The sequence below is a fragment of the Streptomyces sp. NPDC047706 genome (assembly GCF_043204795.1).
Taxonomy (GTDB): Bacteria; Actinomycetota; Actinomycetes; order Streptomycetales; family Streptomycetaceae; genus Streptomyces.
This window is the reverse complement of sequence record NZ_JBIDCW010000005.1, coordinates 116804-139897: the sequence shown is the minus strand read 5'-3', so window position 1 is coordinate 139897 and position 23094 is coordinate 116804. Positions and strand designations below refer to the sequence as shown.

Here is a 23094-nt window from a genome sequence, read left to right as displayed (position 1 = left end):
GCCGTTCCTCATCGGCCTCTCACCAGCCCTTCCTCTTGATCGCTCATAGCGAACGCGGCCGGGGGAACAATGCGTCAGGTCCGAGCATTGAGTCGGCATAGCTCAACTTGACTGCCGAAGGGAAGATCATGGCTGCTGAGTCCACGGCGTTCACTCCGCTCGTCCTGCCCGTGCTGCCGCTCGACGGCGAGGTCGTCCTGCCCGGCATGGTGGTTCCGCTGGATCTGAGCGACCCGGACGTCCGGGCCGCGGTGGAGGCCGCGCAGGCCGCCGCCCGTGCCACGCCCGGCAAGCCCCGGGTGCTGCTGGTGCCGCGCAACGACGGCAGTTACACGGCCACCGGGGTGCTCGGCACGGTCGAGCAGGTCGGACGGCTCGCCGACGGCGACCCGGGCGCCCTGATCCGGGGCCGGAGCCGGGTGCGGATCGGCGCCGGGACGACCGGGCCGGGTGCGGCGCTGTGGGTCGAGGGGACCGGCGTCGACGAGACCGTTCCGGACCCGTTGCCCGGGCACGTGACCGAACTGGTCAAGGAGTACAAGGCACTGGCCTCCGCCTGGCTGAAGAAGCGCGGCGCCTGGCAGGTCGTCGACCGGGTCCAGGCCATCGACGACGTGTCCGCGCTCGCCGACAACTCGGGGTACTCGCCCTTCCTGACCCTCGACCAGAAGATCGAGCTGCTGGAGACCGCCGACCCGGTGGCCCGGCTGAGGCTCGCCACCCAGCAGCTGCGCGACCACATCGCCGAGCAGGACGTCGCCGAGACCATCGCCAAGGACGTCCAGGAAGGCGTCGACAAGCAGCAGCGGGAGTTCCTGCTGAGGCGTCAGCTGGAAGCCGTCCGCAAGGAGCTGCGCGAGCTGAACGGCGAGCAGGAGGGTGAGGAGCCGGACGACTACCGGGCCCGCGTCGAGGCCGCCGACCTGCCCGGGAAGGTCCGTGAGGCCGCGCTCAAGGAGGTCGACAAGCTGGAGCGTTCCTCGGACCAGTCGCCCGAGGGCTCCTGGATCCGCACCTGGCTCGACACCGTGCTCGAACTGCCGTGGAACGAGCGGACCGAGGACGCCTACGACATCCAGGGCGCGAAGGCCGTGCTGGACGCCGAGCACGCCGGCCTCGAGGACGTCAAGGAGCGGATCACCGAGTACCTGGCGGTGCGCAAGCGGCGTGCCGAGCGGGGGCTCGGTGTCGTCGGCGGGCGGCGTGGCGGTGCCGTGCTGGCGCTGGTCGGCCCGCCCGGCGTCGGCAAGACGAGCCTCGGCGAGTCCGTGGCGCACGCCATGGGACGCAAGTTCGTGCGGGTCGCCCTCGGCGGCGTGCGCGACGAGGCCGAGATCCGTGGACACCGGCGCACCTACGTCGGCGCGCTGCCGGGCCGTGTCGTCCGGGCCATCAAGGAGGCCGGGTCGATGAACCCGGTCGTGCTGCTCGACGAGATCGACAAGGTGGGCTCCGACTTCCGGGGCGACCCGGCCGCCGCCCTGCTGGAGGTCCTGGACCCCGCGCAGAACCACACGTTCCGCGATCACTACCTCGAAGTCGAACTGGACCTGTCCGACGTGGTCTTCCTGGCCACCGCCAACGTGCTGGAGGCCATCCCGGAAGCGCTGCTGGACCGTATGGAGCTGGTCCGCCTCGACGGATACACGGAGGACGAGAAGGTCGTCATCGCCCGCGACCACCTGGTGCCGCGTCAGCTGGAGCGCGCCGGGCTGGAGAAGGACGAGGTGACCCTCGACGAGAGCGCGCTGCGCAAGCTGGCCGGCGAGTACACCCGCGAGGCGGGCGTGCGCAACCTGGAGCGGTCCGTCGCGCGGCTGCTGCGCAAGGTCGCCGCCCAGCACGAGCTGGGGGAGCGGAAGCTGCCCTTCACCGTCACCGACGAGCACCTGCGGGACCTGATCGGCCGGCCGCACCACGTCCCCGAGTCCGCCCAGGACCCGGCGGAGCGGCGCACGGCGGTGCCGGGTGTCGCGACCGGGCTCGCGGTCACGGGTGCCGGTGGTGACGTGCTGTACGTCGAGGCGTCGCTGGCCGACCCGGAGACGGGCGCGGCGGGCCTGACCCTGACGGGCCAGCTGGGCGACGTGATGAAGGAGAGCGCCCAGATCGCGCTGTCCTTCCTGCGCAGCCACGGCGCCGAGCTGGAGCTGCCGGTCGCCGACCTCAAGGACCGGGGCGCGCACATCCACTTCCCGGCGGGCGCGGTGCCGAAGGACGGCCCGAGCGCGGGCATCACCATGACGACCGCGCTGGCCTCGCTGCTCTCCGGGCGCCTGGTCCGCACGGACGTGGCGATGACCGGCGAGGTCTCGCTGACCGGCCGGGTGCTGCCGATCGGCGGGGTGAAGCAGAAGCTGCTCGCCGCGCACCGGGCGGGTGTCACCACCGTGATCATCCCCAAGCGCAACGAGCCCGACCTGGACGACGTCCCGGCGGAGGTGCTGGACAAGCTCGACGTCCACGCCGTCACCGATGTCCGTCAGGTCCTGGAGCTGGCGCTGTCGCCGGCCACCAACGGCGCGGCGCCGGAGGTTCCGGTCGCGGCGTGACGGACGCGATCGGAAGGGCAAGGCCCGGGTCCCGTGAGGGAGGCCCGGGCCTTTGCCGTATCCGGGATTCATAGAGGCGTCAAGTCCCGAGTCGTCGGAACGTGACCGCGTTCCGTCGTTCCTGCCTACTTGAAGTGCGGGCCACACCGGAAACACCGGAAAAGGCAAGGGCCCCTCGGAAAGGCAGGAGAAAAACCATGACTCGTACGAACGAAAACAAGCAGGAATCCCGGCAGAAGCGCGGAATCCGTATCGCGACAATAGTGGCATCGACCGTGGTGGCCGTCGGAGGTGTAATTCTGCCGGCGAGTGCGGCCTCCGCGTCCTCGACGCCCACTTCGTCGGTGACCGCGATTTCCCAGCATGACAAGCACGAGCACAAGAACAAGCACGACGACCACAAGTGGAAGGACCACAAGAAGGACAAGAAGGACCACAAGAAGGACAAGCACAAGAAGGGCGACCACAACAAGGGCGGGACCGGTGGTGCCGGTGGCAACGGCGGTGCTGGTGGTGTCCGGGGCGGTGACGGCGGCACCGGTGGCAATGGTGGGACGACCGGTGGTGCCGGTGGTAACGGCGGTGCTGGTGGCGTCGTAGGCGGCGACGGCGGTAACGGCGGCAACGCCGAGTGACCCCGAGCGGCGGGGGGGGGGGGGGGGGGGGGGCCCCCCCCAACCCCCCCCCCCCCCCCCGCCCCGTCTCACCTACCTGGAGAACCTCATGTCATTCCAGCTCCGGCGACGTTCGATCGCCCTTGCGCTGGCCGCCCTCGCCTTCGCGGCAGGCGCCGCCTGTGCCCCCCGCGCGGGCTCGGACCCCGCACCGGACCACCGGTCCACGACTACGGAGGACGCTTCCGTCTCCACCGATTCCGCGGGATGCGGCGCGGGCGGCGACGGCGGCAGGGGAGGGGACGGCGGCGACAGCGGCCGACCCGGTGAACCCGGTGAACCCGGCACCGACGAATGCACCGAGTACAGCGACCTGCCGGACAAGGCGAAAGCGGACCTCTCCGTGGCGGACAAGGTCCGAGTCGTACTCGTCCTGATCAACGACGGCGCCACCGAGGCCCAGATCGCCGATAAGTACCACATGCCGAAGAGCGAGGTCGAGGCCTGGCGAAAGGCATATCTCGAACGCGACTGGTCCGTACTGACAGGGAAGTAGCTCTCATGGAACACAAGGCTTGCGCATACACAATGACCACCGTCGCCTCCATTCTCCTCGCGGCAGCCGGCGTACTCGTACCGGCCGGCACGGTGTCCGCCGCACCCGCGGCCCCCCATCAGGTCCAGTCGATCGAATTCGGCGACCAGAAGAAGCACGGCGACCAGAAGAAGCACGGCGACGAGAAGAAGCATGACGATCACAGGGAGAAGAAGCACAAGAAGAAGCACAAGAAGAAGGACCGTCACGACCGCCACGACGACTACTGCCGCCCCGGCGACGGAGGCGACGGCGGCAACGGCGGCGACGGCACGGGCACCGTCCCGCCCGTCTGTACCGCGCCGGGCCAGAGCGGCACAGGTGGCAACGGCGGCCGCGGCGGCCGGGGCAACTGCGGCGGCCGGGACGGCCAGGACGGTCGCGGGGGCAGTGGCAGCGGTGGCGGCAACGGCCGGCCGTGCCCCGACGGCCACCCCGACGGGTCCGCCCCCGGCAAGCCGGGAGACACCGGCAGCGGCTCCACCGACACGCAGCCGGCCCCTGCTCCGGCTCCGCAGCCGGCCCCGGCCCCGGCCCCGGCCCCTGCCCCCGCTCCGGCCCCTGCCCCCGCTCCCCAGCCGGCCCCGGTGCCTCCCCCACCTGCCCCTGACGGCTCCGGCGGTGTGGTCGTCAAGTGAGCACACCCGACCGGCCTCACCGCACGGCCCCGCCGCCCCGCCGCCCCTTCCCGCCCCGGCGGGGCGGGGCGGCGCTCCCGCCGATGCCCGTCCACGGCGGTGCGGGGGTCCGGAGGCTGCCGTCGGTCCCTGGCTGCGAAATACTGACAGAGCTGCGGTGATGACCGCCGTCGGCGGCAACTTTCACGACCAGGAATACGGATCAGGTGCTGACGTGCGCGAGGGTGGAAACGACGGCAGGCAGCACGACGAGGCGGACGCCTCGCGAAGTGGTGTGGACCACGAGTTCCTGGAGCTGGAACGCGAACTGACGGTGTTCCTGCGGCGGGCCCGCGCCAACCAGGGCGAGATGGCCCGCGAGGTCCACCCCGACCTGGAATCCGCGGCGTACGGACTGCTCGTACGCCTGGACGAGTGCGGCCGGCAGCGGGCCACGGACCTCGCCGCCTACATCGGGATCGGCAAGGCCACCATGTCCCGTCAGCTGCGCGCCCTGGAGGAACTGGGCCTGGTGGCCCGCGAACCCGATCCGGCGGACGGCCGCGCCTGGCTGGTGCACCTCACCGAGGAAGGGCGCACCCGGGTGCAGCGGGTCCGGGAGGCCCGCCGTGCCCGTTACGTCAGCAAGCTGGACCACTGGGACCGCCGTGAGGTGGCGGAACTCGCCCGGCTGCTGCACCAGCTGAACTCCGGGATGGAGAAGTAGCGCCGGCGCTCACAGCTCCGCGTACACGACCGTCGCGTCGTCGTGGGTCTTGCTGCGGCCCAGGTACGTCCGTTCCTCGCGGTCGGCGGTCTCCAGCGTCCGTACCCGGTCGATCAGGGCCTCGGCGCCCTGCTTGCGGACGAAGGTGAACAGGTCCGTCCAGTCGCCCTCGCGGAACGTCTCCGTCCACCGGCTCGCGCCGTCCGTCAGGGCGGCCAGCGCCCGCACCCGGTCGCGCGGCAGCACCCCGGTCACGGCTCGCGCGGCCACCGAGGGATCCGCGGCGGCCGTGAAGAACCCGCCCTCCTTGTTGCGGACCGTGGCGTCGACCAGTGCGTCGGTCGCCAGGGTCGCCCGGGGGAGCCGGGCCAGGCGGTCGTCGAGGCAGGGCGTGACCAGGCCGTCGGGGGACTCGACCAGCAGGGCCGAGTCGGACAGCACCAGGTACTCGACGGTCTCCCGCGACCAGCGGGCGAGGACCACCGTTGCCTGTGGGGTTCGTGGGTGAGAAAGGTCACAGGTTGCCCGGTGTGCATCAGCGGTACGCGCGATGGCGCGGGCCAGGGCGTCGTACAGGGGGACATCCGGCAGTGAAACGGTCAGTTCGGTCAGGGCGCCGCCCAGGCGCGCGGTGTACCAGTGAACGGAATGCAGACAGCCGGTGCCGTCCCGTGGCGGGGTCACTCCGTCCAGCACCACGAGGGAACCGCCCTGTCCGCAGGCGGGCAGTCCGACGCCGGCGAAGTCCTCGTTGGGGTGAGCCGGGTCACCGGGCCGGGAGAGTAGTTCCGTGCGCATCAGGCCAGTCTGCACGAGCCCTTCACAGCGTGTGCAGAAGGGTGGCAAGGGTCGTCGAATCGCCGTACCGCCGCAGGTCAGGCGCCGGATTTGGGTTGGAATGGCGGACTCCGGGAAGGCGTGGCGGCGAATACTGCCAAAGCCCGCCGCAGACGTCCAACCGGCGCGCTGTCGCGGGCCGTCGCAAGCGCCGGAGGAACTTGCCCGCCAACTCCCCTCCGATGTTCACTCCTTCGGGTGGCCGGTCGGGTGATGTGCGATGACTGACCACCGGCACTGGGAGGGTCGGGGACCGTACGTACCGGGTGGTGTGCACACCAGTTGACGGGACGTCACCCGGGCCCATGGGTACACGAGTCAGGAATGTGAGCACCGGTGCAGATGACGCGGCCTCGGCGCACAGGCAAGCAGGCGGCCTCCGAGGGGGGCGCGGAGCGCACCTCTGTCGGCAGGGGCCGCCCCACCCACGTACGCAACCGGCTCATCGTGGCCGTGGCGGTCGTGGCCGCCGCCATCGCCGGTGCGGGCACACCCTCCGTGATAGCCGCCTCCGGGCAGCTGAGCGACAGCCAGGACCTGGTGACCCTGAGCGGGCAGACGCAGGACGCGCTCACGCTCGCCCACTCCCTCGCGGACGAGCGCGACGAGGTCACCTCCTACATCGCGGCGGGCCGGCCCAAGTCCAAGGCGCCCTCGGAGCAGCGCAGCGCGCGGGTCGACCGGCAGGTCGAGGAGATGCGCGCCGGCACCGACACCCCCACCCAGCTGCGTGAGGACCTGGACGGCATCGCGAGCGTGCGGCGAGCGGCGCTCACCGGACAGAGCGGCGCTCTCGAAGCGCACGAGGCCTACTCCGGCGCCATCGCCGAACTCCACCGGCTCGCCGAGGACCTGGCCGAACAGCTCCCGCCCCGCGCGGGCTCCGGCGCGTACGCCCTCGCCGAACTCGACACCGCCGTCCAGCAGGCCGCCGCCACCCGGGGCCTGCTCCTCGCCGCCCTCAGCGTGCCCAGCAGCACCGAGTCGGTCTACGACCCCGTCACCGGCCTGACCACCGAGACCAGCGTCTCCTCCGAGGCCGACGGCAAGCAGCGCGACGCCCTCACCGCCGCCGCCCAGCAGGCCCGGCTGCGCTCCGAGTCCGCGCTCGCCGACTTCCACGACACCGCCACCAAGGCGGCCCGCGCCACCTACGACTCCACGGTCACCGGCCCCGAGGTCAACAACGCCGAGACGTACCTGGCCGCCCTCACCGACCAGCCCACCCTGTCCGACCAGGACCTCGGCACCAGCGCCGAGAAGCTGAACGCCACCCTCACCGCCCGTGTCGACCTGATGCGCGGCGTCGAGTCCTCCCTCTACGAGCGCCGCACCACCGCCCTGGAGCAGCTGCGCGACGACGACGTCAGCGCCCTGGAGATCCGCATCGCGATCCTCGGCGCCCTGATGCTGCTCGCCGTCGGCGTCGCCACCGGCATGGCCCGAAGCCTCACCCGCCCGCTCGCCGTGCTGCGCCTCGGCTCCGCCCGGCTGGCGGCCGCCGAGGACCCGGCCGCCGTGGAACCGGTCAAGTTCACCGGCCGCAACGACGAGTTCGCCCAGGTCGTCCGGTCCGTCAACGCCCTGCACGCGCACGCCGTCGCCCTGCACGGGCGGATCACCACCCTGGAGTCCGACCGCAAGCACCTGGTCGGGCAGCGGCAGAAGATGGCCGACGCCCGTGAGGGGCTGCGCGCCGAACTCGCCGACTCGGCCGCCCAGCTGGAGCGCCTGCGCGGCAGCATCGGCGGCACCTTCGTCAACCTCGCGCTGCGCACCCTCGGCCTGGTGGAGCGGCAGCTCGGTGTCATCGAGGGACTGGAGGAGCGCGAGCAGGACCCCGAGCGGCTCGCCACCCTCTTCAAGCTCGACCACTTCGCCACCGTCATGCGCCGGCACAGCGAGAACCTCCTCGTGCTGGCCGGCACCGAGCACGTCCAGCAGCACGCGAACCCGGTCCCGGTGGTCGACGTCGTACGGGCCGCGGTCAGCGAGATCGAGCGGTACGAGCGGGTCCGGATCACCGCCCTGCCGCCGCACGCGCACATCGCCGGGTTCGCCGCCGACGACCTGTCCCACCTGCTGGCCGAACTCCTGGAGAACGCCACCTCGTTCTCCCCGCCCGACCTGCCCGTCGAGGTCTCCGGCTGGCTCCTGGAGAACGGCGAGGTGATGCTCTCCGTCCAGGACGAGGGCATCGGCATGACCGACGAGCGGATGACCCGGCTCAACGCCCGGCTGTCCGACTTCGACCCCGGTTCGCCGTACGACCAGGAGGGCGAGGACGGTCTGGGGCTCGGACTGTATGTCGTCGCCAGGCTCGCCCACCGGCACGGGGTGCGCGTGCAGCTGCGCGAGCAGAAGCAGGGTGGCATCGCCGCCGTCGTGGTCCTGCCGCAGTCGCTGCTCGCCGAGGCGTCGGCCGCCGCCGTTCCGGCCCCCACGCCCGCCTCCCTCTCCGAGGGCGCGCAGGGCTTCTCCCTGCCGGGTGCCGACGCGGAGGCCAACTCCAACGTCCTGCACGGCCGCTCGGAGAACGGCGACCCGCTGGTGGCGCTGGCGGAGCGCACGGTACGGGCGCAGGGGCCGGCGGCCGAGCGGGAGCTTCCCGAGTCGCCGGCCGAGACCACGATGGAACTCCTGGTACCGGAACAGCCTGGTGAGCCCGGCAAGGGCCAGGACCTGGACCGGGGCACCGGCCGGCGCCGCGCGGCACCGGACGGCCCGGAGGCGGAGACGGTGCCGCGCCAAGGGACCGGGCAGGACCGGGAGGCCGCCGCAGGGCCGGGCGGCGAGACGGACCGGGGCCGGGAGGTGCCTGGGGAGCCGGGCACGCGGACCCACCCGGGTGCGCAGGCGGACCGGCGGGACGACCGGCCGGCCCAGCCGGATCCCGAGCCGCGCCCCGACGCGGACCGGCTCCGGGACCGGCCCGCCGACCAGGACCAGGACCAAAACCAGGACCAGGACGCGGGCCGGCGTCCGGCGTGGCCGATCGTCCCGGACCCGGCCGCCGGGCACGCCCCGCAGGGCGAGCGGCCCCAGGACCCGGCGCGCCCGGCGACCGAGCCGGCCCCGGCCCCCGTCCAGCCCCCGGCGCCCCCTGCTTTCGACCCTTACGCCATCGGCCCCGACACGCACGAGCGCACCCCCGACGAGGGGGACGAGACCGAGCTCGTCACCGACAAGGGGCTGCCCAAGCGCACGCCGAAGATCAACGCGCCCGCGTCGGCGCCCCTGCCCCGCAGCGGCTCCGTCGACGCCGACGCCCTGCGCCGTCGCCTGGGCGGCTTCCGCCAGGGCGCCGAGGCCGGCCGGCGCGACGTCGAGGCCGAGATGGCCGAGCGGACGGGGGGCACGCCGGCGCCGTCCGGCGGGGCACCGGAGCGGGCGCACGAGACCACGAGCCGCGACACCGCGGAGACCGACCAAGCACACGCACATGCCGAAGAGTCCACGGGGGGCACCGTCGAGGAGGCAAGCAGTTGACCGCGCCCAGCACGTTCGGACTGAGCAGTGAGGCCCGCAATCTGCACTGGCTGCTGACGAACCTGGTCGAGGAGGTGCCCGGCATCCAGTCCGTCGCCGTCGTCTCCTCGGACGGGCTGATGCTGCTCTCCTCCGACCCCGGGGCGAACGCGGCCGCGCGTGAGGCGCGCGAGACGCGGCCCACCGGCCCGCGCGGCTCCTCCGCCGACCTGGCCACCATCGTCTCCGGCATCGGCAGCCTCACCATCGGCGCGGCCAAGGTGCTGGAGTTCGGCCCGGTGAAACACACCATGGTCGCGATGGACGAGGGCAGCCTGTTCGTGATGTCGATCAGCGACGGCTCGCTGCTCGGCGTGCACGGCTCCGCGGACTGCGACATGAGCGTGGTGGCGTACCACATGGCGCTGTTCGTGGGACGCGCCGGCCATGTCCTGACCCCCGAACTCCGCAGCGAGCTGCGCAAATCCCTGGAGTCCGAACCGACGGGGGGTACCCGATGAGCAGTACGCCCGGTACGCCGAACAAGCTCCCGGTGCGCGGCGGCGACCGCAAGCCCGCCCGCGTCCGTCCCTACTCGCTCACCGGCGGCCGTACCCGCTTCGGGCACGTGCTGCTGGTGGAGACCTTCGTCACGAGCACAGCCGCGCTGGAGGCGCCCGAGGAGCGCAAGGAACTGACGAACGGTTCCCTGCGGTCCACGGTCATGCCGGAGCTGCGGGCCATCGTCGAACTCTGCCGCCGGATGCGGACGGTGGCCGAGATCGCCGCGCTGCTGAAGATGCCGCTCGGCGTGGTCCGCGTGCTTCTGAGTGATCTCGCGGACCAGGGAAAGATCCGTGTGTACGGAACGGGAACCGGTCACGGCACGGGCCGGCCGGACCGCGCACTGCTGGAAAGGGTGCTGAGTGGACTCCGTCGTCTCTGACGCCGCTCGTGGCGTCTCCCCCCTCGTCGATCCCGACGAGAACCTGAGGTCCTGGCAGACGGACCGCACCCGTGCCCCGATCGCCACCAAGATCGTGGTGGCGGGCGGCTTCGGGGTCGGCAAGACCACAATGGTCACGTCCGTCTCGGAGATCACGCCGTTGCAGACCGAGGCGCTGATGACCGAGGCGAGCGAGGAGACCGACGACCTCACCGCCACGCCGGGCAAGCTGACCACCACGGTGGCCATGGACTTCGGCCGCATCACGCTCGACGACGACCTGGTCCTCTACCTGTTCGGCACGCCGGGCCAGCAGCGGTTCTGGTTCATGTGGGACGACCTGGTGCGCGGTGCGATCGGTGCGGTCGTGCTGGCCGACACCCGCCGGCTCAAGGACTGCTTCCCGGCGCTCGACTACTTCGAGAGCTGCGGGCTGCCGTACGTCGTGGCGGTCAACCACTTCGAAGGCAGTGAGCGCTTCGAGGTGGAGGACGTGCGGGAGGCGTTGACGATCCCGCGGCACATACCTGTCATGATCATGGATGCGCGGCGCCGGATCTCCGCGATCGAGACCCTCCTGGCTCTCGTCGGCCACGCGCTCGACGAAACACCTGAGTAGACCCGACCTAGGAGTCACCACCCGCATGCGGAAGATACTCGTCGTCGGAGCCGGCCAGTCCGGACTCCAGCTCGCCCTCGGACTCCAGTCGCACGGGTACGAGGTCACCCTGATGTCGAACCGGACGGCGGACGAGATCCGCTCGGGCCGGGTCATGTCGACGCAGTGCATGTTCCACACGGCCCTGCAGCACGAGCGCGATCTGAAGCTGAACTTCTGGGAGTCCCAGGCCCCGAAGATCGAGGGACTCGGCGTCTCGGTGGCGGCCCCCGGCTCGTTCGACCCGGGTCCCTCGCAGCGGGCGATCGACTGGGTGGGCAAGCTGGACGGCTACGCCCAGTCGGTGGACCAGCGGGTCAAGATGGCCGGCTGGATGGAGACGTTCGCGCAGCGCGGCGGCCAGCTGGTCATCCACGGCGCGGCGGTCGGCGACCTCGACTACTTCTCCCGCACCTACGACCTCGTGCTGGTCTCGGCGGGCAAGGGCGAGCTCGTGCAGATGTTCGCCCGCGACCCGGAGCGCTCCCCGTATGCCGAGCCGCAGCGCGCCCTCGCCGTCGCGTATGTGCACGGCCTCGGCCCGCGCCCGGAGCACCCGGAGTTCGACGCGGTCCGCTGCAACCTGGTGCCCGGCGTCGGCGAACTGTTCGTGATGCCGACCTTCACGACCTCCGGCCGCGCCGACATCCTGTTCTGGGAGGGCGTACCCGGCGGCCCGCTGGACGTCTTCCACGGCGTCAAGGACCCCGCGGAGCACCTCTCCCTGACCCTGGAACTCCTGGAGAAGTTCCTTCCGTGGGAGTACGCGCGGGCCACCAAGGTCGAACTGACCGACGCGAACGGCACCCTCGCCGGCCGCTACGCCCCGACCGTGCGCAACCCCGTCGGCCGGCTGCCCGGCGGCGGTCTGGTGCTCGGGGTCGCCGACGTCGTCGTCGCCAACGACCCGATCACCGGCCAGGGCTCCAACTCGGCCTCCAAGTGCGCCGCCGCCTACCTCGACGCGATCCTGGAGCACGGCGACAAGCCGTTCGACGAGGCCTGGATGCAGCAGACGTTCGACCGCTACTGGGCCACCGCCCGGCACGTCACCAAGTGGACCAACGCCATGCTGGCCCCGCCGCCCGAGCACATCCTCAACCTGATCGGCGCCGCCGGACAGCTCCAGCCGGTGGCCGACCGCTTCGCCAACGGCTTCAACGACCCCGCCGACTTCGAGGACTTCTTCTACGAGCCGGAGCGGACGGCGGCCTACCTGGCCGAGGTCACCGGCTCGGGCGCGGGGGCGTAGCCCGCGGCCGGGGCTGCTCCGGAGCCGTCGCCGCGGCGTACCCGTCGTCCTTCCCGTCCATCGCCCCCTCGGGGAGCCTCGGCGGCGTGTAGTGCCGCAGGGGCTTTCCCCGGGGGTCGGGGCGAACGGCGCCGAGGACGGGGTTGGCCGCGACCGGGGAGACCTTGACCTCGGCGCCGGGGCGCGGTGCCTGGACGACCATGCCGTCGCCCAGGTACATCGCCACGTGCGTGGCCTCGGGGAAGTACACGACCAGATCGCCGGGGCGCAGCTCCTTGAGGGGGACGCGGTTCAGCCGCGCCCACTGCTCCTGGCTGGTGCGCGGGATCGGTGTCCCGGCGTCCGCCCAGGCCTGCGAGGTCAGTCCCGAGCAGTCGTAGGACCGGGGACCCTCGGCACCCCATTCGTACGGCTTGCCCAGCTGCCGTACGGCGTAGCGCACCGCACGGTCGCCCTCCTGGGTCGGCATACGAGGGCTGCTCGGAGCGCCGGCGGCCATGAACTTCCTCTGCGCCTCGGCGATCCCCTCGTTCTCCAGTTTCGCGACCGCGGTCAGCTGCTCGGCGGTGAGCGAGGCGAGCAGCGCCTCCACCTCGCCGAGCCGCTCGCGCACCTCGTCGCGTTGCTTCTTCCGCCGCTCGGTGAGGGCGAGTTGCCGGTCCAGCGCGGCCCGCGCCTTGCGGGCCAGGTCGCCGGCCTTCTTCTCGCTGCCGGCCAGCTCCGCCACCGTCCTGGCCCGCTCCAGCGCCAGCTGCCCGATCACATGCCCCTGTTCGAGCGCGTGCTGCGGGTCACGGGCGAGCAGCAGGCGGACGTACGGCGAGATGTCGCTGCGGCCCTGGTACTGCTGCCGGGCCAGCCGGCCGGCGGCGCCCCGGCTGTCGTGCAGGGCGAGCCGGGCGCGGGCCAGCTCGGTGTCCAGCCGCCGTGCCACGGCGCGCTGCTTCTCCAGCCGCTCCTCGGTGGCGTTGTAGGCCTCGGTGGCCTTCTCCGCCTCGCGGTACAGCCGCTGAAGATCCGTCAGCAGGGCGGCGACTCCGCGCTCTTCGGGCGCGGCCGGCTCCGGTGCTGCCGCCGCCGGTACGGCTGCGAGAACGGCGTGGGCCGCCACGGTCGCCGTACACACCAGGCGCAGTAGCCTTCCTGACACGTCATCACCTCCGGTGCGGGGCGGCGGGTCCGCTCCGCACCGTGAGCATGTGACGTGCTCGCGCGGCCCGCGCGCCGACCGTGCGCGGGATGGCGTAAGGAGGTCACCCGTTCGCGTCGTCCGGCTTGCCTCCCGGCGTGGCGTGTGGCCCCCGCCACGGCCACCTGGGCCGGCCGCCGCCCTGGGCGCCGGCGGGATCGTGGACGTACTTCCAGCGCCGGGTGAGCCGGCCCTGCCCGCGGGGCTCGCGCCGGTAGACGACAACGGTGGGCGGTCCGCCGTGCGGGTCGGGGACCGGGATGCGGTACGTCTTCGGCGGGTGCCCGGTGATCCCGAGGAGCACGGGCAGGACCCGTCCGTCCATGGGCCCGCCCTCGAAGGGGGTCTCTTCGCTCTTCACGGCACCAGTCTCAGCCATCCGCCGAGGCCAGCGCGGCCACGACCGACGCGGTCCGCGGGTCCCGGGCGGCGGTGACGGTGAGTACGGCGACGAACTGGTCCACCAGCCAGTCGCGCAGTTCGCCGAGGGGTGGCTGCTTGTCCTCGTCGAGCCAGATGAGGGAGGCCGCCTCGACCGCGGTGATCCACATCCGGACGGTCATCCGCAGCCTGGGGCCCGGGTCCGTGACGCCGAGGTGGCGCAGGATGTGCACGGCCGCGGCCCGGCGTACGCCGTCCACGATGGCGGTCGTACGGGAGGTCTCGACCACGCTGCCGCCCTGGAGCAGGGCCTGGAAGCCGGCGTCGTGCTGGTCGACGAAGGCGAGGTAGCGGTCCAGGGCGCGGGACAGCCGGGGCAGGAGGGGGCCTTCGCGCGGCTCGTCGAAGCAGAGCCGCAGCTCCTCGGCGGCGGAACGCAGGGCGGCCTCGTACAGCTGCTGCTTGCCGCCCGGGAAGTACCGGTACACCAGGGGGCGGGAGACCCCGGCCGCCTCCGCCACGTCGTCGAGGGAGACGTCCTCCGGGGCCCGGTGGGCGAAGAGGGTGAGTGCGGCGTCCAGCAGCTGGCTGCGGCGTTCCTCGACGCTGAGGCGTCGATAGGCGGGGGAGGGCGCGGCAGGGGTCATATGGGGCAGGGTAGCCGGGCGGGTGCGGTCGCACCGCCGGGCGGGCACGCCCATGTGACGGGGCGCGGGAACCGCACGGCCGGCCCCGTACCACCCGCGCCCGTACGACGAGCCGCCCCTACGCCAGCAGGCCCGACGACCTCCACAGCCGCCGCCCCACCCCCCGCAGCACGCCGATGTCGTCCAGAAAGTCCGTCAGCCGCTTCGCTCCGGTCTGCATGATCTCCCGCCGGTGACCGCTCGCCTTCACCTGGGCGAGCGCCTCCCGCTTGTCCAGGCCGACGTTGGCGTAGACCTCGGGGTTGACGAAGGCGACCGAGAAGACGCGGGCGAACTCGCCGGAGGTGATCCGCGTGAACTCCTGGGACCACTTCGGAGCGGTGACCATCTGGCGCCGCAGCTCCTCACGGGCGTACCGGACGTGCCGGGCCTCCTCCACGACGTGGATGCGGGTGACCCCGCGGACCAGCGGCTGCACCCGCTCGTCGGGGAAGGTCAGCCGCTGCATCCAGTCGAGCACCTCCTCGCCGAGCAGGGTGGCGGTGAACGAGCCGGGTGTGGTGGAGATGGTCTTGAACAGGCGCCCGAGGTGCTGGTGGGCGCGGCTCACGGGGTACCAGGGCGTCTCGCCGCGCTCGATCAGCCGGGCGAACATCTTCGAGTGCCGGCACTCGTCCTCGATCTCGGTCAGCGCGTAGCGCACGTGCGCGCTCGTCGCCGCCTTGTCGTAAATGTGCCGTACCAGCAGCTGCATCAGGATGATCTCGAACCAGATGCCCAGCGAGGCCAGCGCCGCCGCCTCGTGCCGGGAGAGCAGGATCCGCTGCTCCTCGCTCATCCGCTTCCACATCGGTGTGCCGTACAGCGACACCAGCTCCGGCGGCCAGAACCACTTGCCCTCCTCGAAGGGCGCGTCCCAGTCCAGTTCCCTGTCCGGGTCGAAGGAGTGCTTGGCGGAGGACTCGAGCAACCGCTCGGCGACCTGCTCGCGATCCTTGAGCAGTCCGAGGGCGTCGCGCAGCCCTTCCAGGGCCTCGGCATCGGTGAGGGTCGTCATGCCCTTATGAGACTGCTTGTCAGCAAGCCCGTCAATCCCCTGCGCGCCACTTGTTGACCGCGCGTCTACTGCGTGTGAGCCTGCGAGCATGTCGACCTTCGACCTGTACGCCATGGACCCCGGCGAGCCCCTGTGGCCGGTCCCAGCGACCGGGGCGGCCCGGTTCAACTGGGAGTACGACGACGGACGTGACCGCCTGCTGGCCCTTTACCAGAAGGGCAAGGACAAGCAGTGGGACGGACAGAAGCGGATCGACTGGGACCTCGAGGTCGATCCGTACGACCCCCTCGGCACCCCCGACGAAACGCTCTCCCTGTACGGCACCAAACACTGGGCGAAACTCTCCGACCGGGACAAGGGTGACCTGCGCCGGCACTACACCTCCTGGCAGTTCAGCCAGTTCCTGCACGGCGAGCAGGGCGCGATGATCTGCGCGGCACGCATCGTCGAGTCGGTCCCCGACCTGGACGCCAAGTTCTACTCCGCGACCCAGACCATGGACGAGGCCCGGCACGCGGAGATCTACGCCCGCTTCCTCCAGGAGAAGATCGGGATGCTCTACCCGATCAACGACAACCTCCAGGCCCTGCTCGGCGACACACTGCGCGACAGCCGCTGGGACATGCCCTACCTCGGGATGCAGGTGCTCATCGAGGGCCTCGCGCTCGCCGCCTTCGGCATGATCCGGGACACCACCGACAAGCCGCTGCCCAAGCAGATCCTCGCCTACGTCATGCAGGACGAGGCCCGGCACGTGGCGTTCGGGCGGATGGCCCTGCGGGACTACTACCGGCAGCTCACCGACGCCGAACTGCGCGAACGCGAGGAGTTCGTGATCGAGGGCTGCTATCTGATGCGGGACCGGCTGCGCGGGGTGGAGGTGCTGGAGAACTTCGGCATCCCGCGGGCCGAGGCGCAGGAGTACAGCGAACGGTCCGAGTTCCTCGCCCTGTTCCGCAAGCTGCTGTTCAGCCGGATCGTGCCGTGCGTCAAGGACATCGGCCTGTGGGGCGAGCGCCTCCAGCAGGCCTATGTCGACATGGGGGTCCTCGACTTGGGTGACTCCAGCCTCGAGATGCTGATGGCCCAGGACGAGGAGATCGCCGAGAAGCTCGACGCCGAGCGGTTCGCGGCCGAGGAGCGCGAGCGGGTCGCGGAGGTGACGCGGGCCGTCGAGTCGGGCGCCGGCCAGGACCGCTAGGGACCGTCGTCCGGATCAGGCCGCTGGCGGCCGGCGGTGCCGACCGGCGGCGTACCCCGCGTCCGCGGCGCGGTCCGGACGACAGGACCTGGACCCCGGTCACGAGGTGAGCACCGCCCGCATCACCGCCCGGGCGATCGGTGCCGCCATGCCGCCGCCGGTGAGGTCGCGACGGTGGGCCGCCGCGTCCTCCACCACCACCGCGACCGCGACCTTCGGCACCATGTCCTGATCGTCCTGTGCCCAGGAGACGAACCAGGCGTACGGCCTGCCGGAGTTGTCGACGCCGTGCTGGGCGGTGCCGGTCTTGCCGCCGACGGTCGCGCCGCGGATCGCGGCGTTCCTGCCCGTGCCGTGCTCCACCACGTTCCGCATCAGCTCCCGCATCCGCGCCGCGGTCGAGGGGGACATGGCCTGGCGCAACGGGGGGGCGCCGGCCGTGGAGAGCGTGGCGCCGCGGCGAGTGGTGGTCCGCTCGACCAGGTACGGCTCGCGCAGCTGGCCTCCGTTGGCGACGGCCGCCGCGACCATCGCCATCTGCAAGGGCGTCGCCCGCGTGTTGTACTGCCCGATCGAGGACAGGGCCAGCTGCGCCCTGTCGACCGTGGTGTCGAAGGTGCTCGGCGCCACCGAGTAGGGGATGCGCAGGCCGGTGTTGTTGAAGCCGAACGCGCGGGCCGTCCTGGCCATGTCCGTCACCCCCACGTCCACGCCCAGCTTGGCGAACACCGTGTTGCAGGACCACTCGAAGGCCTTGCGCAGCGAGGCGTTCGCGCAGCGGCCGCCCTCGTTGCGCAGCCTCGTCGTGGTGCCGGGCAGGGTGTACGGGTCGGGTGAGTCGGTCCGCTTGTCGAGATCCTTGATCACCCCGGCGTCCAGCGCCGCCGCGGCGGTGACCACCTTGAACGTCGAACCCGGCGGATACGTCTGCCGTACCGCCCGGTTCAGCATCGGCTTGTCCGGGTCCTCGATCAGGCTCCGCCAGGACCGGGCGACCGCCGGGCCGTTCCCCGACAGCGCCGCCGGGTCGTACGACGGGGTGGAGACCAGCGCCAGGATCCGGCCCGTCGCCGGTTCGACCGCCGCGACCGCGCCCTTGCGGTCACCCAGCCCCTCGAACGCCGCCCGCTGCGCCGCCGCGTCGAGGGTGGTGACGACGTCGCCGCCGGTGTTCCCCGCGCGGGTGAAGTCCTTCCACAGGGGGAACGGCGAGAGCACCGGGTCCGCTCCGGAGAGGGTGCCGTCCTCCGCGTGCTCCAGGAACGTCGTGCCGTACACCTGCGAGGCGAAGCCGGTGACCGGTGCGTACAACGGGCCCTGCTGGTAGGTGCGTTCGTAGCGGAGGGGCTCGCCGGTGTCCTTGGAGCCGGTCACCGGGCGGCCGCCGACCAGGATGTCGCCACGCGGCTGCCCGTAACGGGCGATCTCGTGGCGGCGGTTGGCCGGGTTTGCGTCGAACTCACCGGCCTGGAAGATCTGGATGCGGGCCGCGTTGACCAGGAGCGCGGCCAGCAGCAGGGCGCAGAAGGCGGTGGCGCGGCGGATGTGCGGGGTCATGGGGCGACCTGCCCGTCGTACTGCTTGCGCGCCGAGTGGCTCACCCGGATCAGCAGGGCCACGATCGCCCAGTTGGTGACGACCGAGGAGCCGCCCTGTGCCAGGAACGGCATCGCCATGCCGGTGAGGGGGATCAGGCCGGTCACCCCCCCCGCGATCACGAAAACCTGGAGCGCCACGATCGAGGCGAGGCCCACCGCGAGCAGCCGGCCGAACGGGTCGCGCTGGGCCAGGCCCGCCCGGTAGCCGCGCTCGACCAGCAGACCGTACAGCAGGAAGATCGCGGAGAGGCCCGCCAGGCCCAGCTCCTCGCCCGCGGTCGCCAGGATGAAGTCCGACTTGGTGGCGAAGCCGATCAGGACGGAGTGGCCGAGGCCGAGACCGGTGCCGAGGACGCCGCCCGCCGCGAACGCGAACAGTGACTGGGCCAGCTGGTTGGGGCCCTGGCCCGCCTCGATGGACGCGAACGGGTGCAGCCAGTCGTGGATCCGGGCGGCCACGTGCGGCTCCGTGCGGCCGACGGCGACCGCGCCCAGCGTCGCCAGGACCAGGCCCACGGCGATCCAGCCGGTGCGGCCGGTGGCGACGTACAGCATGACGACGAACAGGCCGAAGAAGAGCAGCGAGGTGCCGAGGTCGCGTTCCAGCACCAGGACGCCGACGCTGACCAGCCAGATGGCGACGATCGGGCCGAGGACGCGGCCGGTGGGGATCTGGAGCCGCCACACGCGCCGGCCGGCGTAGGCCAGCGCGTTGCGGTTGGCGGCCAGGTACGCGGCGAAGAACACCGCCAGCAGCACCTTCGCGAACTCGCCGGGCTGGATGGAGAACCCGGCGACGCGGATCCAGATCCGGGCGCCGTTCACGGCCGGGAAGAAGATCGGCAGGGTGAGCAGGACCAGCGCGGCGGCGACGCACACGTAGGCGTAGCGCTGGAGCACCCGGTGGTCGCGCAGGGCGGCGACGACGTAGGCGAACAGGGTGACGCCCAGCGCCGACCAGACCAGCTGGGCGGGTGCCGCGCGGTCGCCCGGAGTCTCCAGGTCCAGCCGGTAGATCAGCACCAGGCCCAGCCCGTTCAGCAGGACGCCGATGGGCAGCAGCAGCGGATCGGCGTACGGGGCGCGCAGGCGGACGGCGAGATGCGCGAGCAGCGCGAGCACACCGAGCCCCGCGCCGTACCCCGCCGCGCCGGGCGGGACGGCGCCGGTCCTGGCGAGACCGGCGACACAGTAGCCGTACACGGAGAGGAGCACGGCCACGACGATGAGGGCGAGTTCGACGCCGCGGCGCCGGGGCAGGCGGGCCGCGGGGGCGGGCGCGTCCGCGGCCACGGCGGTTCCGGTTGCGGCCTTCGTCATGTCCGGAACCTACCCAAATGGTGTGGCTCGTGTGCTGTCGGCGTCAGCACCAGCGTGGCGCGGGCCCCTCGTTGTCGATGTAACGGGCCGGGCCCCAGGCCCAGGTGCGGCCCTTGAGGAGGTACCAGAGGGGGTTGCTCCGCACCCGGTCGCCCGCCGCCTTGCAGTAGATGCGCACCACGTCGCCGCGGTCGACCCGGCCGATGACCCGGCTGCGCAGGGTGGGGCGGGAGCGCACCGCGAGGTTGTCGGCGGTGACGACACCTCGATAGGTGGCCTGGTTGGCGCCGTCGTCGCCACCGATGCCGTCGTCGCCGCCGATGCCGTCGTCGAAGTCGCCGTCGTCGAAGTCGTCGTCACCGAGGTCCCAGTCGTCCCCGTCGTCGAAGTCGTCGTCGAAGTCGTCGTCGAAGTCGCCGTTCTGGTTGCCGTTGTGGTTGCCGTTGCCGTTCCCGCCGAAGCCGTCCCGGCCGTTGTGGTTGCCGTTGCCGTTCCCGCCGAAGCCGTCCCGGCCGTTGTTGCCGCGGTCGCCGCCGGCGAACACGTCGACGTTGCCGTTGCCGGCGTAGACGTCGACGTTGCCGCCGTTACGGGACCAGTCGTTGCCGTTGAATCCACCGACGCCGTTGCCGTTGCCGTTGAATCCGCCGTTGCCGTTGAACCCGCCGCGATTGCCGGCGAACACGTCGACGCCGCCGTTTCCGCTGAAGACGTTGACGCGGCCGTGGCCGCCGAAGTTGTGATAGCCGAAGCCGGGCCCGAAGCCCGGCCCGAACCCGGGTCCGAAGCCCGGCCCGTAACCACCGACACCGATGCCGGGGACGGGCACCGGGACCGGCACGGGGGCGGGGACGGGAGCGGGGACGACGGCGCCGGTGCCCGCCTCACCACCAGGGGCGGGGGCGGGGACGTTGCCGGTGCCGGGGGGCGCCGGGACGTTGCCGGTGCCGCCCCCGCCGGGGGCGGGGGCGGAGCCCTTGCCGGAGTCGTCGCCCCAGATGCCACCGGCGAACGCCGGCGAGACCGCCAACGCGGTGGCCAGGGCGCCTCCGGCCGCCGTCATGACGAGACGGCGGGTGCGGGAAGAGCGCAGGGACATGGGAGAACCTCCCGTGAGAGGGCGGGGCGAAGCTGACTAATCGCCACATTAGGAGCGTGCTTCCCGAGGCGCCCGTCACAGTGCGCCATCGGGGAGGGGTCAGCCCTCGTCCGCCGTACGCCCGTTCGGCGCAGCATGAGGCAGCGTCAACCGTGCGACCGCCCCTCCGCCTGGCGCGTTGCGGAACTCCAGGTGGGCGCCCAGGACCTCCGCCTGGCCCAGCGCGATGGTCAGGCCGAGGCCGTGCCCCTTGGCCCCGCCCTCGGTACGGAACCGCTGCGGCCCGTGCGCCACCAGGTACTCCGGATAGCCCGCCCCGTGATCCCGCACGGTCACCAGCGGCCCGTCCACCGTCACCACGACGGGCGGCCGCCCGTGCTTGTGCGCGTTGGCGACGAGGTTGCCGAGCACCCGCTCCAGCCGCCGCCGGTCGCTCTCCACCCGCGCGTCCCGCGCGATCCGCACCGCCGTGTCCGTGCCGGACGCCCGGACGACCCGCTCCGCCAGCGCGCCCAGGTCCTCGGTGTCCAGGTCCAGCTGCTCGCGCCCGGTGTCCAGCCGGGAGATCTCCAGCAGGTCCTCGGTGAGCGTGCGCAGCGCGGCCACCCGGTCGCGGACCAGCTCCGTCGGGCGCCCGGGCGGCAGCAGCTCGGCCGCCGCGTGCAGGCCGGTCAGCGGGGTGCGCAGCTCGTGTGCCACGTCCGCGGTGAACCGCTGCTCGGCGAGCAGCTTGCCCTGCAGCGACGCGGCCATGGAGTCCAGCGCGGCGGCGACCGAGGCAACCTCGTCCTGCGGTCGCGTCCGGTCCCGGGTGCGCGGGTCGTTCACACGCTCGTCCAGGTCGCCGGCGCTGATCCGCCGGGCCACCCGCGCCGTGGCGTGCAGCCGCCGGGTCACCCGGGTCACCGCGAACGCGCCCACCAGCACCGTCGCGCCGATCGCCGGCGCCGACGACCAGCCGATCGCCCGGTCCAGGCCCTCGATGGTGCGGGCCTGCTGGGAGTAGTCGACCGCCACCCCCAGGGCCCGGCCACCGTCGACCGGGCCCGCCGCCCACATCGTGGGCCGGCCGTCGTTGTCGGCGACCATCGTGCCGCGCTGCCCTGCCGCCGTGAGCGAGCGCAGCGACGCGGGCAGGCCGCCCGGGTCGACGGCCGCGCCCGGCGTCAGCGGGTCTCCGGCCTCGTAGGCCTCGGTCGCGTCCGCCAGCCGGGTGAGGGCCAGGGCGCGGGCCTGGCCGACGGTCTGGTTGGTCACCGAGACATGGACCAGGACGCCGAGCAGCGCGGCCAGGGCGCAGCACATCACCGTGATGAAGACGGCGGCCTTCACCGCGAGGGTGCCGGCCCACTGCGGCAGGGCGAGCCTCACCGGTGGCTCGCGGAGGGCGTGCCGGAGGGGCGGTGCGGTTCCGGCCGCCTGCCGGTGCGCAGCATCTCGTCGTGGGTGAGCAGCATGGCGCGCTGGTCGGTGTCCCAGCTCCACTGCAGGCGGTACTCGTACCCCGGGACCTCGGACGGCGCACGCAGGATCACCGACTGACCGGCGATCTCGATCCCGGTCAGGGCGTCGTCGTAGGCCATGACCTGCACCAGCCGGTGCTTGTCGACGGTGTAGACGCGGACGGCGGTCATCTCGCCGGGCAGCAGCCGGAAGCCCAGCGTCATCTCGGGCCGTCCGTCGCCGGTCAGATCGCGGTAGTACGGCTTCAGCACCGGGCAGCCGGTGCCTGCCCCGTCCCTGGGCGCACCGCACTGCGCCATCCGGCGTGTCACGGGTGGACTTGATCAGGCGGCGGGCTACTCCGCGAGCTCCTCCAGGAACCGCACCGTCGGCAGCCCCGTGCGCAGGTACTCCACGAACAGCTCGTTGTGCAGCGCCCACGGTGAGCGGCGGGCGCGGATCAGCCGGATCGCCGACTCGGCGGAGCGGCCCCCGCGCATCAGGGCGTGCGCGATGACCAGGCCGGAGCGGTTGTAGCCGTGGTGGCAGCGCACCAGTACCCGGCGGCCCCGGTCCAGCGCCTCGCAGGCCGCCTCGGCCAGCCGGATCACCCCGGCCAGCTGGGTGCCGTCGAGCGGGCCGTCCGGGATCGGCCAGACATGGTGGTCGACGTCCGGGTCCGGACCGTGGCCCGGCAGCCGCAGCAGGGTCTGGACGAGATCGAACTCGTCCCGGACGACGGCGAACTCCAGCTGCCCCGAACGACCCGCGAACTCGTGCCCGCCCATCCACAGACCAGGCACGATCTCGTTCCACGGCATGTCCGGGGCCGGTACGCCGGGTTGCTTCCCGAGGGTACGCAAAGCGCCTCCCCAACCGCCACTCGCGCGGGC

22 protein-coding genes are annotated in these 23094 nt (G+C 72.3%); 11 read left to right on the top strand and 11 right to left on the bottom strand.

From position 1 onward, the window contains the following. Window positions 1-128: 128 nt before the first annotated feature. The 5 genes from lon to ACGF8A_RS07900 all read left to right on the top strand — a co-directional run bounded on the left by lon (window position 129) and on the right by ACGF8A_RS07900 (window position 5105). Window positions 129-2552 carry an endopeptidase La gene (gene lon, locus ACGF8A_RS07920; protein ID WP_393105399.1) on the top strand — a complete coding sequence of 808 codons (2424 nt, stop codon included), beginning with the start codon at window positions 129-131 and terminating at the stop codon, window positions 2550-2552. A gap of 197 nt (window positions 2553-2749) precedes the next feature. Further along, a complete protein-coding gene (locus tag ACGF8A_RS07915) occupies window positions 2750-3187 on the top strand; it encodes a hypothetical protein (RefSeq protein ID WP_393105397.1) in 438 nt (145 codons plus the stop codon). 88 nt (window positions 3188-3275) lie between these two features. Continuing rightward, window positions 3276-3722, top strand: coding sequence for a helix-turn-helix domain-containing protein (locus ACGF8A_RS07910; RefSeq protein ID WP_393105395.1), 447 nt, complete (start codon window positions 3276-3278; stop codon window positions 3720-3722). Between the two features lie 32 nt (window positions 3723-3754). Then, window positions 3755-4399 carry a hypothetical protein gene (locus tag ACGF8A_RS07905; protein ID WP_393105393.1) on the top strand — a complete coding sequence of 215 codons (645 nt, stop codon included), beginning with the start codon at window positions 3755-3757 and terminating at the stop codon, window positions 4397-4399. Window positions 4400-4613: 214 nt separating this feature from the next. Beyond that, complete coding sequence (locus tag ACGF8A_RS07900; protein ID WP_393105391.1) at window positions 4614-5105, top strand: MarR family winged helix-turn-helix transcriptional regulator; 492 nt, start codon at window positions 4614-4616, stop codon at window positions 5103-5105. A 9-nt stretch (window positions 5106-5114) separates the two neighbouring features. On the opposite strand, the gene ACGF8A_RS07895 is transcribed toward ACGF8A_RS07900, so the two are convergent. Continuing rightward, a complete protein-coding gene (locus tag ACGF8A_RS07895) occupies window positions 5115-5903 on the bottom strand; it encodes a hypothetical protein (RefSeq protein WP_393105389.1) in 789 nt (262 codons plus the stop codon). A gap of 381 nt (window positions 5904-6284) precedes the next feature. On the opposite strand from ACGF8A_RS07895, the gene ACGF8A_RS07890 reads away from it, so the two are divergent. From ACGF8A_RS07890 to ACGF8A_RS07870, 5 genes are read left to right on the top strand one after another with little or no spacing between them, the layout of a single operon-like run. Beyond that, window positions 6285-9431, top strand: a complete 3147-nt coding sequence (locus tag ACGF8A_RS07890) for a nitrate- and nitrite sensing domain-containing protein (RefSeq protein WP_393105705.1) — start codon at window positions 6285-6287, stop codon at window positions 9429-9431. Next, window positions 9428-9931, top strand: coding sequence for a roadblock/LC7 domain-containing protein (locus ACGF8A_RS07885; RefSeq protein WP_393105387.1), 504 nt, complete (start codon window positions 9428-9430; stop codon window positions 9929-9931). Before ACGF8A_RS07890 ends, ACGF8A_RS07885 begins: the two co-directional genes overlap by 4 nt. Then, window positions 9928-10356 (top strand): DUF742 domain-containing protein, encoded by a 429-nt coding sequence (locus tag ACGF8A_RS07880; RefSeq protein ID WP_393105385.1) that lies wholly within the window; start codon window positions 9928-9930, stop codon window positions 10354-10356. Before ACGF8A_RS07885 ends, ACGF8A_RS07880 begins: the two co-directional genes overlap by 4 nt. Continuing rightward, complete coding sequence (locus ACGF8A_RS07875; RefSeq protein WP_393105383.1) at window positions 10337-10975, top strand: ATP/GTP-binding protein; 639 nt, start codon at window positions 10337-10339, stop codon at window positions 10973-10975. The genes ACGF8A_RS07880 and ACGF8A_RS07875 overlap by 20 nt, the downstream gene beginning before the upstream one ends. A 25-nt stretch (window positions 10976-11000) precedes the next feature. Next, window positions 11001-12266 carry a styrene monooxygenase/indole monooxygenase family protein gene (locus ACGF8A_RS07870; protein WP_393105381.1) on the top strand — a complete coding sequence of 422 codons (1266 nt, stop codon included), beginning with the start codon at window positions 11001-11003 and terminating at the stop codon, window positions 12264-12266. Here ACGF8A_RS07870 and ACGF8A_RS07865 read toward each other — a convergent pair. From ACGF8A_RS07865 to ACGF8A_RS07850, 4 genes are all read right to left on the bottom strand, one after another. Further along, a complete protein-coding gene (locus ACGF8A_RS07865; protein WP_393105379.1) occupies window positions 12241-13416 on the bottom strand; it encodes an NlpC/P60 family protein in 1176 nt (391 codons plus the stop codon). The genes ACGF8A_RS07870 and ACGF8A_RS07865 overlap by 26 nt on opposite strands. A gap of 103 nt (window positions 13417-13519) precedes the next feature. After that, window positions 13520-13816, bottom strand: coding sequence for a hypothetical protein (locus tag ACGF8A_RS07860; protein WP_393105377.1), 297 nt, complete (start codon window positions 13814-13816; stop codon window positions 13520-13522). Between the two features lie 10 nt (window positions 13817-13826). Beyond that, entirely contained in the window at window positions 13827-14483 is a 657-nt protein-coding gene (locus tag ACGF8A_RS07855) for a TetR/AcrR family transcriptional regulator (protein WP_393105375.1), read from the bottom strand. Window positions 14484-14601: 118 nt separating this feature from the next. After that, entirely contained in the window at window positions 14602-15540 is a 939-nt protein-coding gene (locus ACGF8A_RS07850) for a diiron oxygenase (protein ID WP_393105373.1), read from the bottom strand. A gap of 88 nt (window positions 15541-15628) precedes the next feature. Here ACGF8A_RS07850 and ACGF8A_RS07845 point away from each other — a divergent pair, with 88 nt between their 5' ends. After that, on the top strand, window positions 15629-16741 hold the full coding sequence (locus tag ACGF8A_RS07845) for a ferritin-like domain-containing protein (RefSeq protein WP_393105371.1): 1113 nt from the start codon (window positions 15629-15631) through the stop codon (window positions 16739-16741). Window positions 16742-16840: 99 nt separating this feature from the next. Here ACGF8A_RS07845 and ACGF8A_RS07840 read toward each other — a convergent pair whose 3' ends face one another. The 6 genes from ACGF8A_RS07840 to ACGF8A_RS07815 all read right to left on the bottom strand — a co-directional run bounded on the left by ACGF8A_RS07840 (window position 16841) and on the right by ACGF8A_RS07815 (window position 23064). Next, on the bottom strand, window positions 16841-18298 hold the full coding sequence (locus tag ACGF8A_RS07840) for a penicillin-binding transpeptidase domain-containing protein (protein WP_393105369.1): 1458 nt from the start codon (window positions 18296-18298) through the stop codon (window positions 16841-16843). Beyond that, on the bottom strand, window positions 18295-19659 hold the full coding sequence (locus tag ACGF8A_RS07835) for an FtsW/RodA/SpoVE family cell cycle protein (RefSeq protein WP_393105367.1): 1365 nt from the start codon (window positions 19657-19659) through the stop codon (window positions 18295-18297). The genes ACGF8A_RS07840 and ACGF8A_RS07835 overlap by 4 nt, the downstream gene beginning before the upstream one ends. Window positions 19660-19702: 43 nt before the next feature. Then, window positions 19703-20758, bottom strand: a complete 1056-nt coding sequence (locus ACGF8A_RS07830) for an SH3 domain-containing protein (protein ID WP_393105365.1) — start codon at window positions 20756-20758, stop codon at window positions 19703-19705. A 99-nt stretch (window positions 20759-20857) separates the two neighbouring features. Then, complete coding sequence (locus ACGF8A_RS07825) at window positions 20858-22129, bottom strand: ATP-binding protein (RefSeq protein WP_393105363.1); 1272 nt, start codon at window positions 22127-22129, stop codon at window positions 20858-20860. Then, window positions 22126-22533 (bottom strand): hypothetical protein, encoded by a 408-nt coding sequence (locus ACGF8A_RS07820; RefSeq protein ID WP_393105361.1) that lies wholly within the window; start codon window positions 22531-22533, stop codon window positions 22126-22128. Before ACGF8A_RS07820 ends, ACGF8A_RS07825 begins: the two co-directional genes overlap by 4 nt. Window positions 22534-22557: 24 nt before the next feature. Next, the gene (locus tag ACGF8A_RS07815; RefSeq protein ID WP_393105359.1) at window positions 22558-23064 is read right to left on the bottom strand and encodes a dual specificity protein phosphatase family protein; all 507 of its coding nucleotides are present in this window, start codon (window positions 23062-23064) and stop codon (window positions 22558-22560) included. Window positions 23065-23094: the final 30 nt, after the last annotated feature.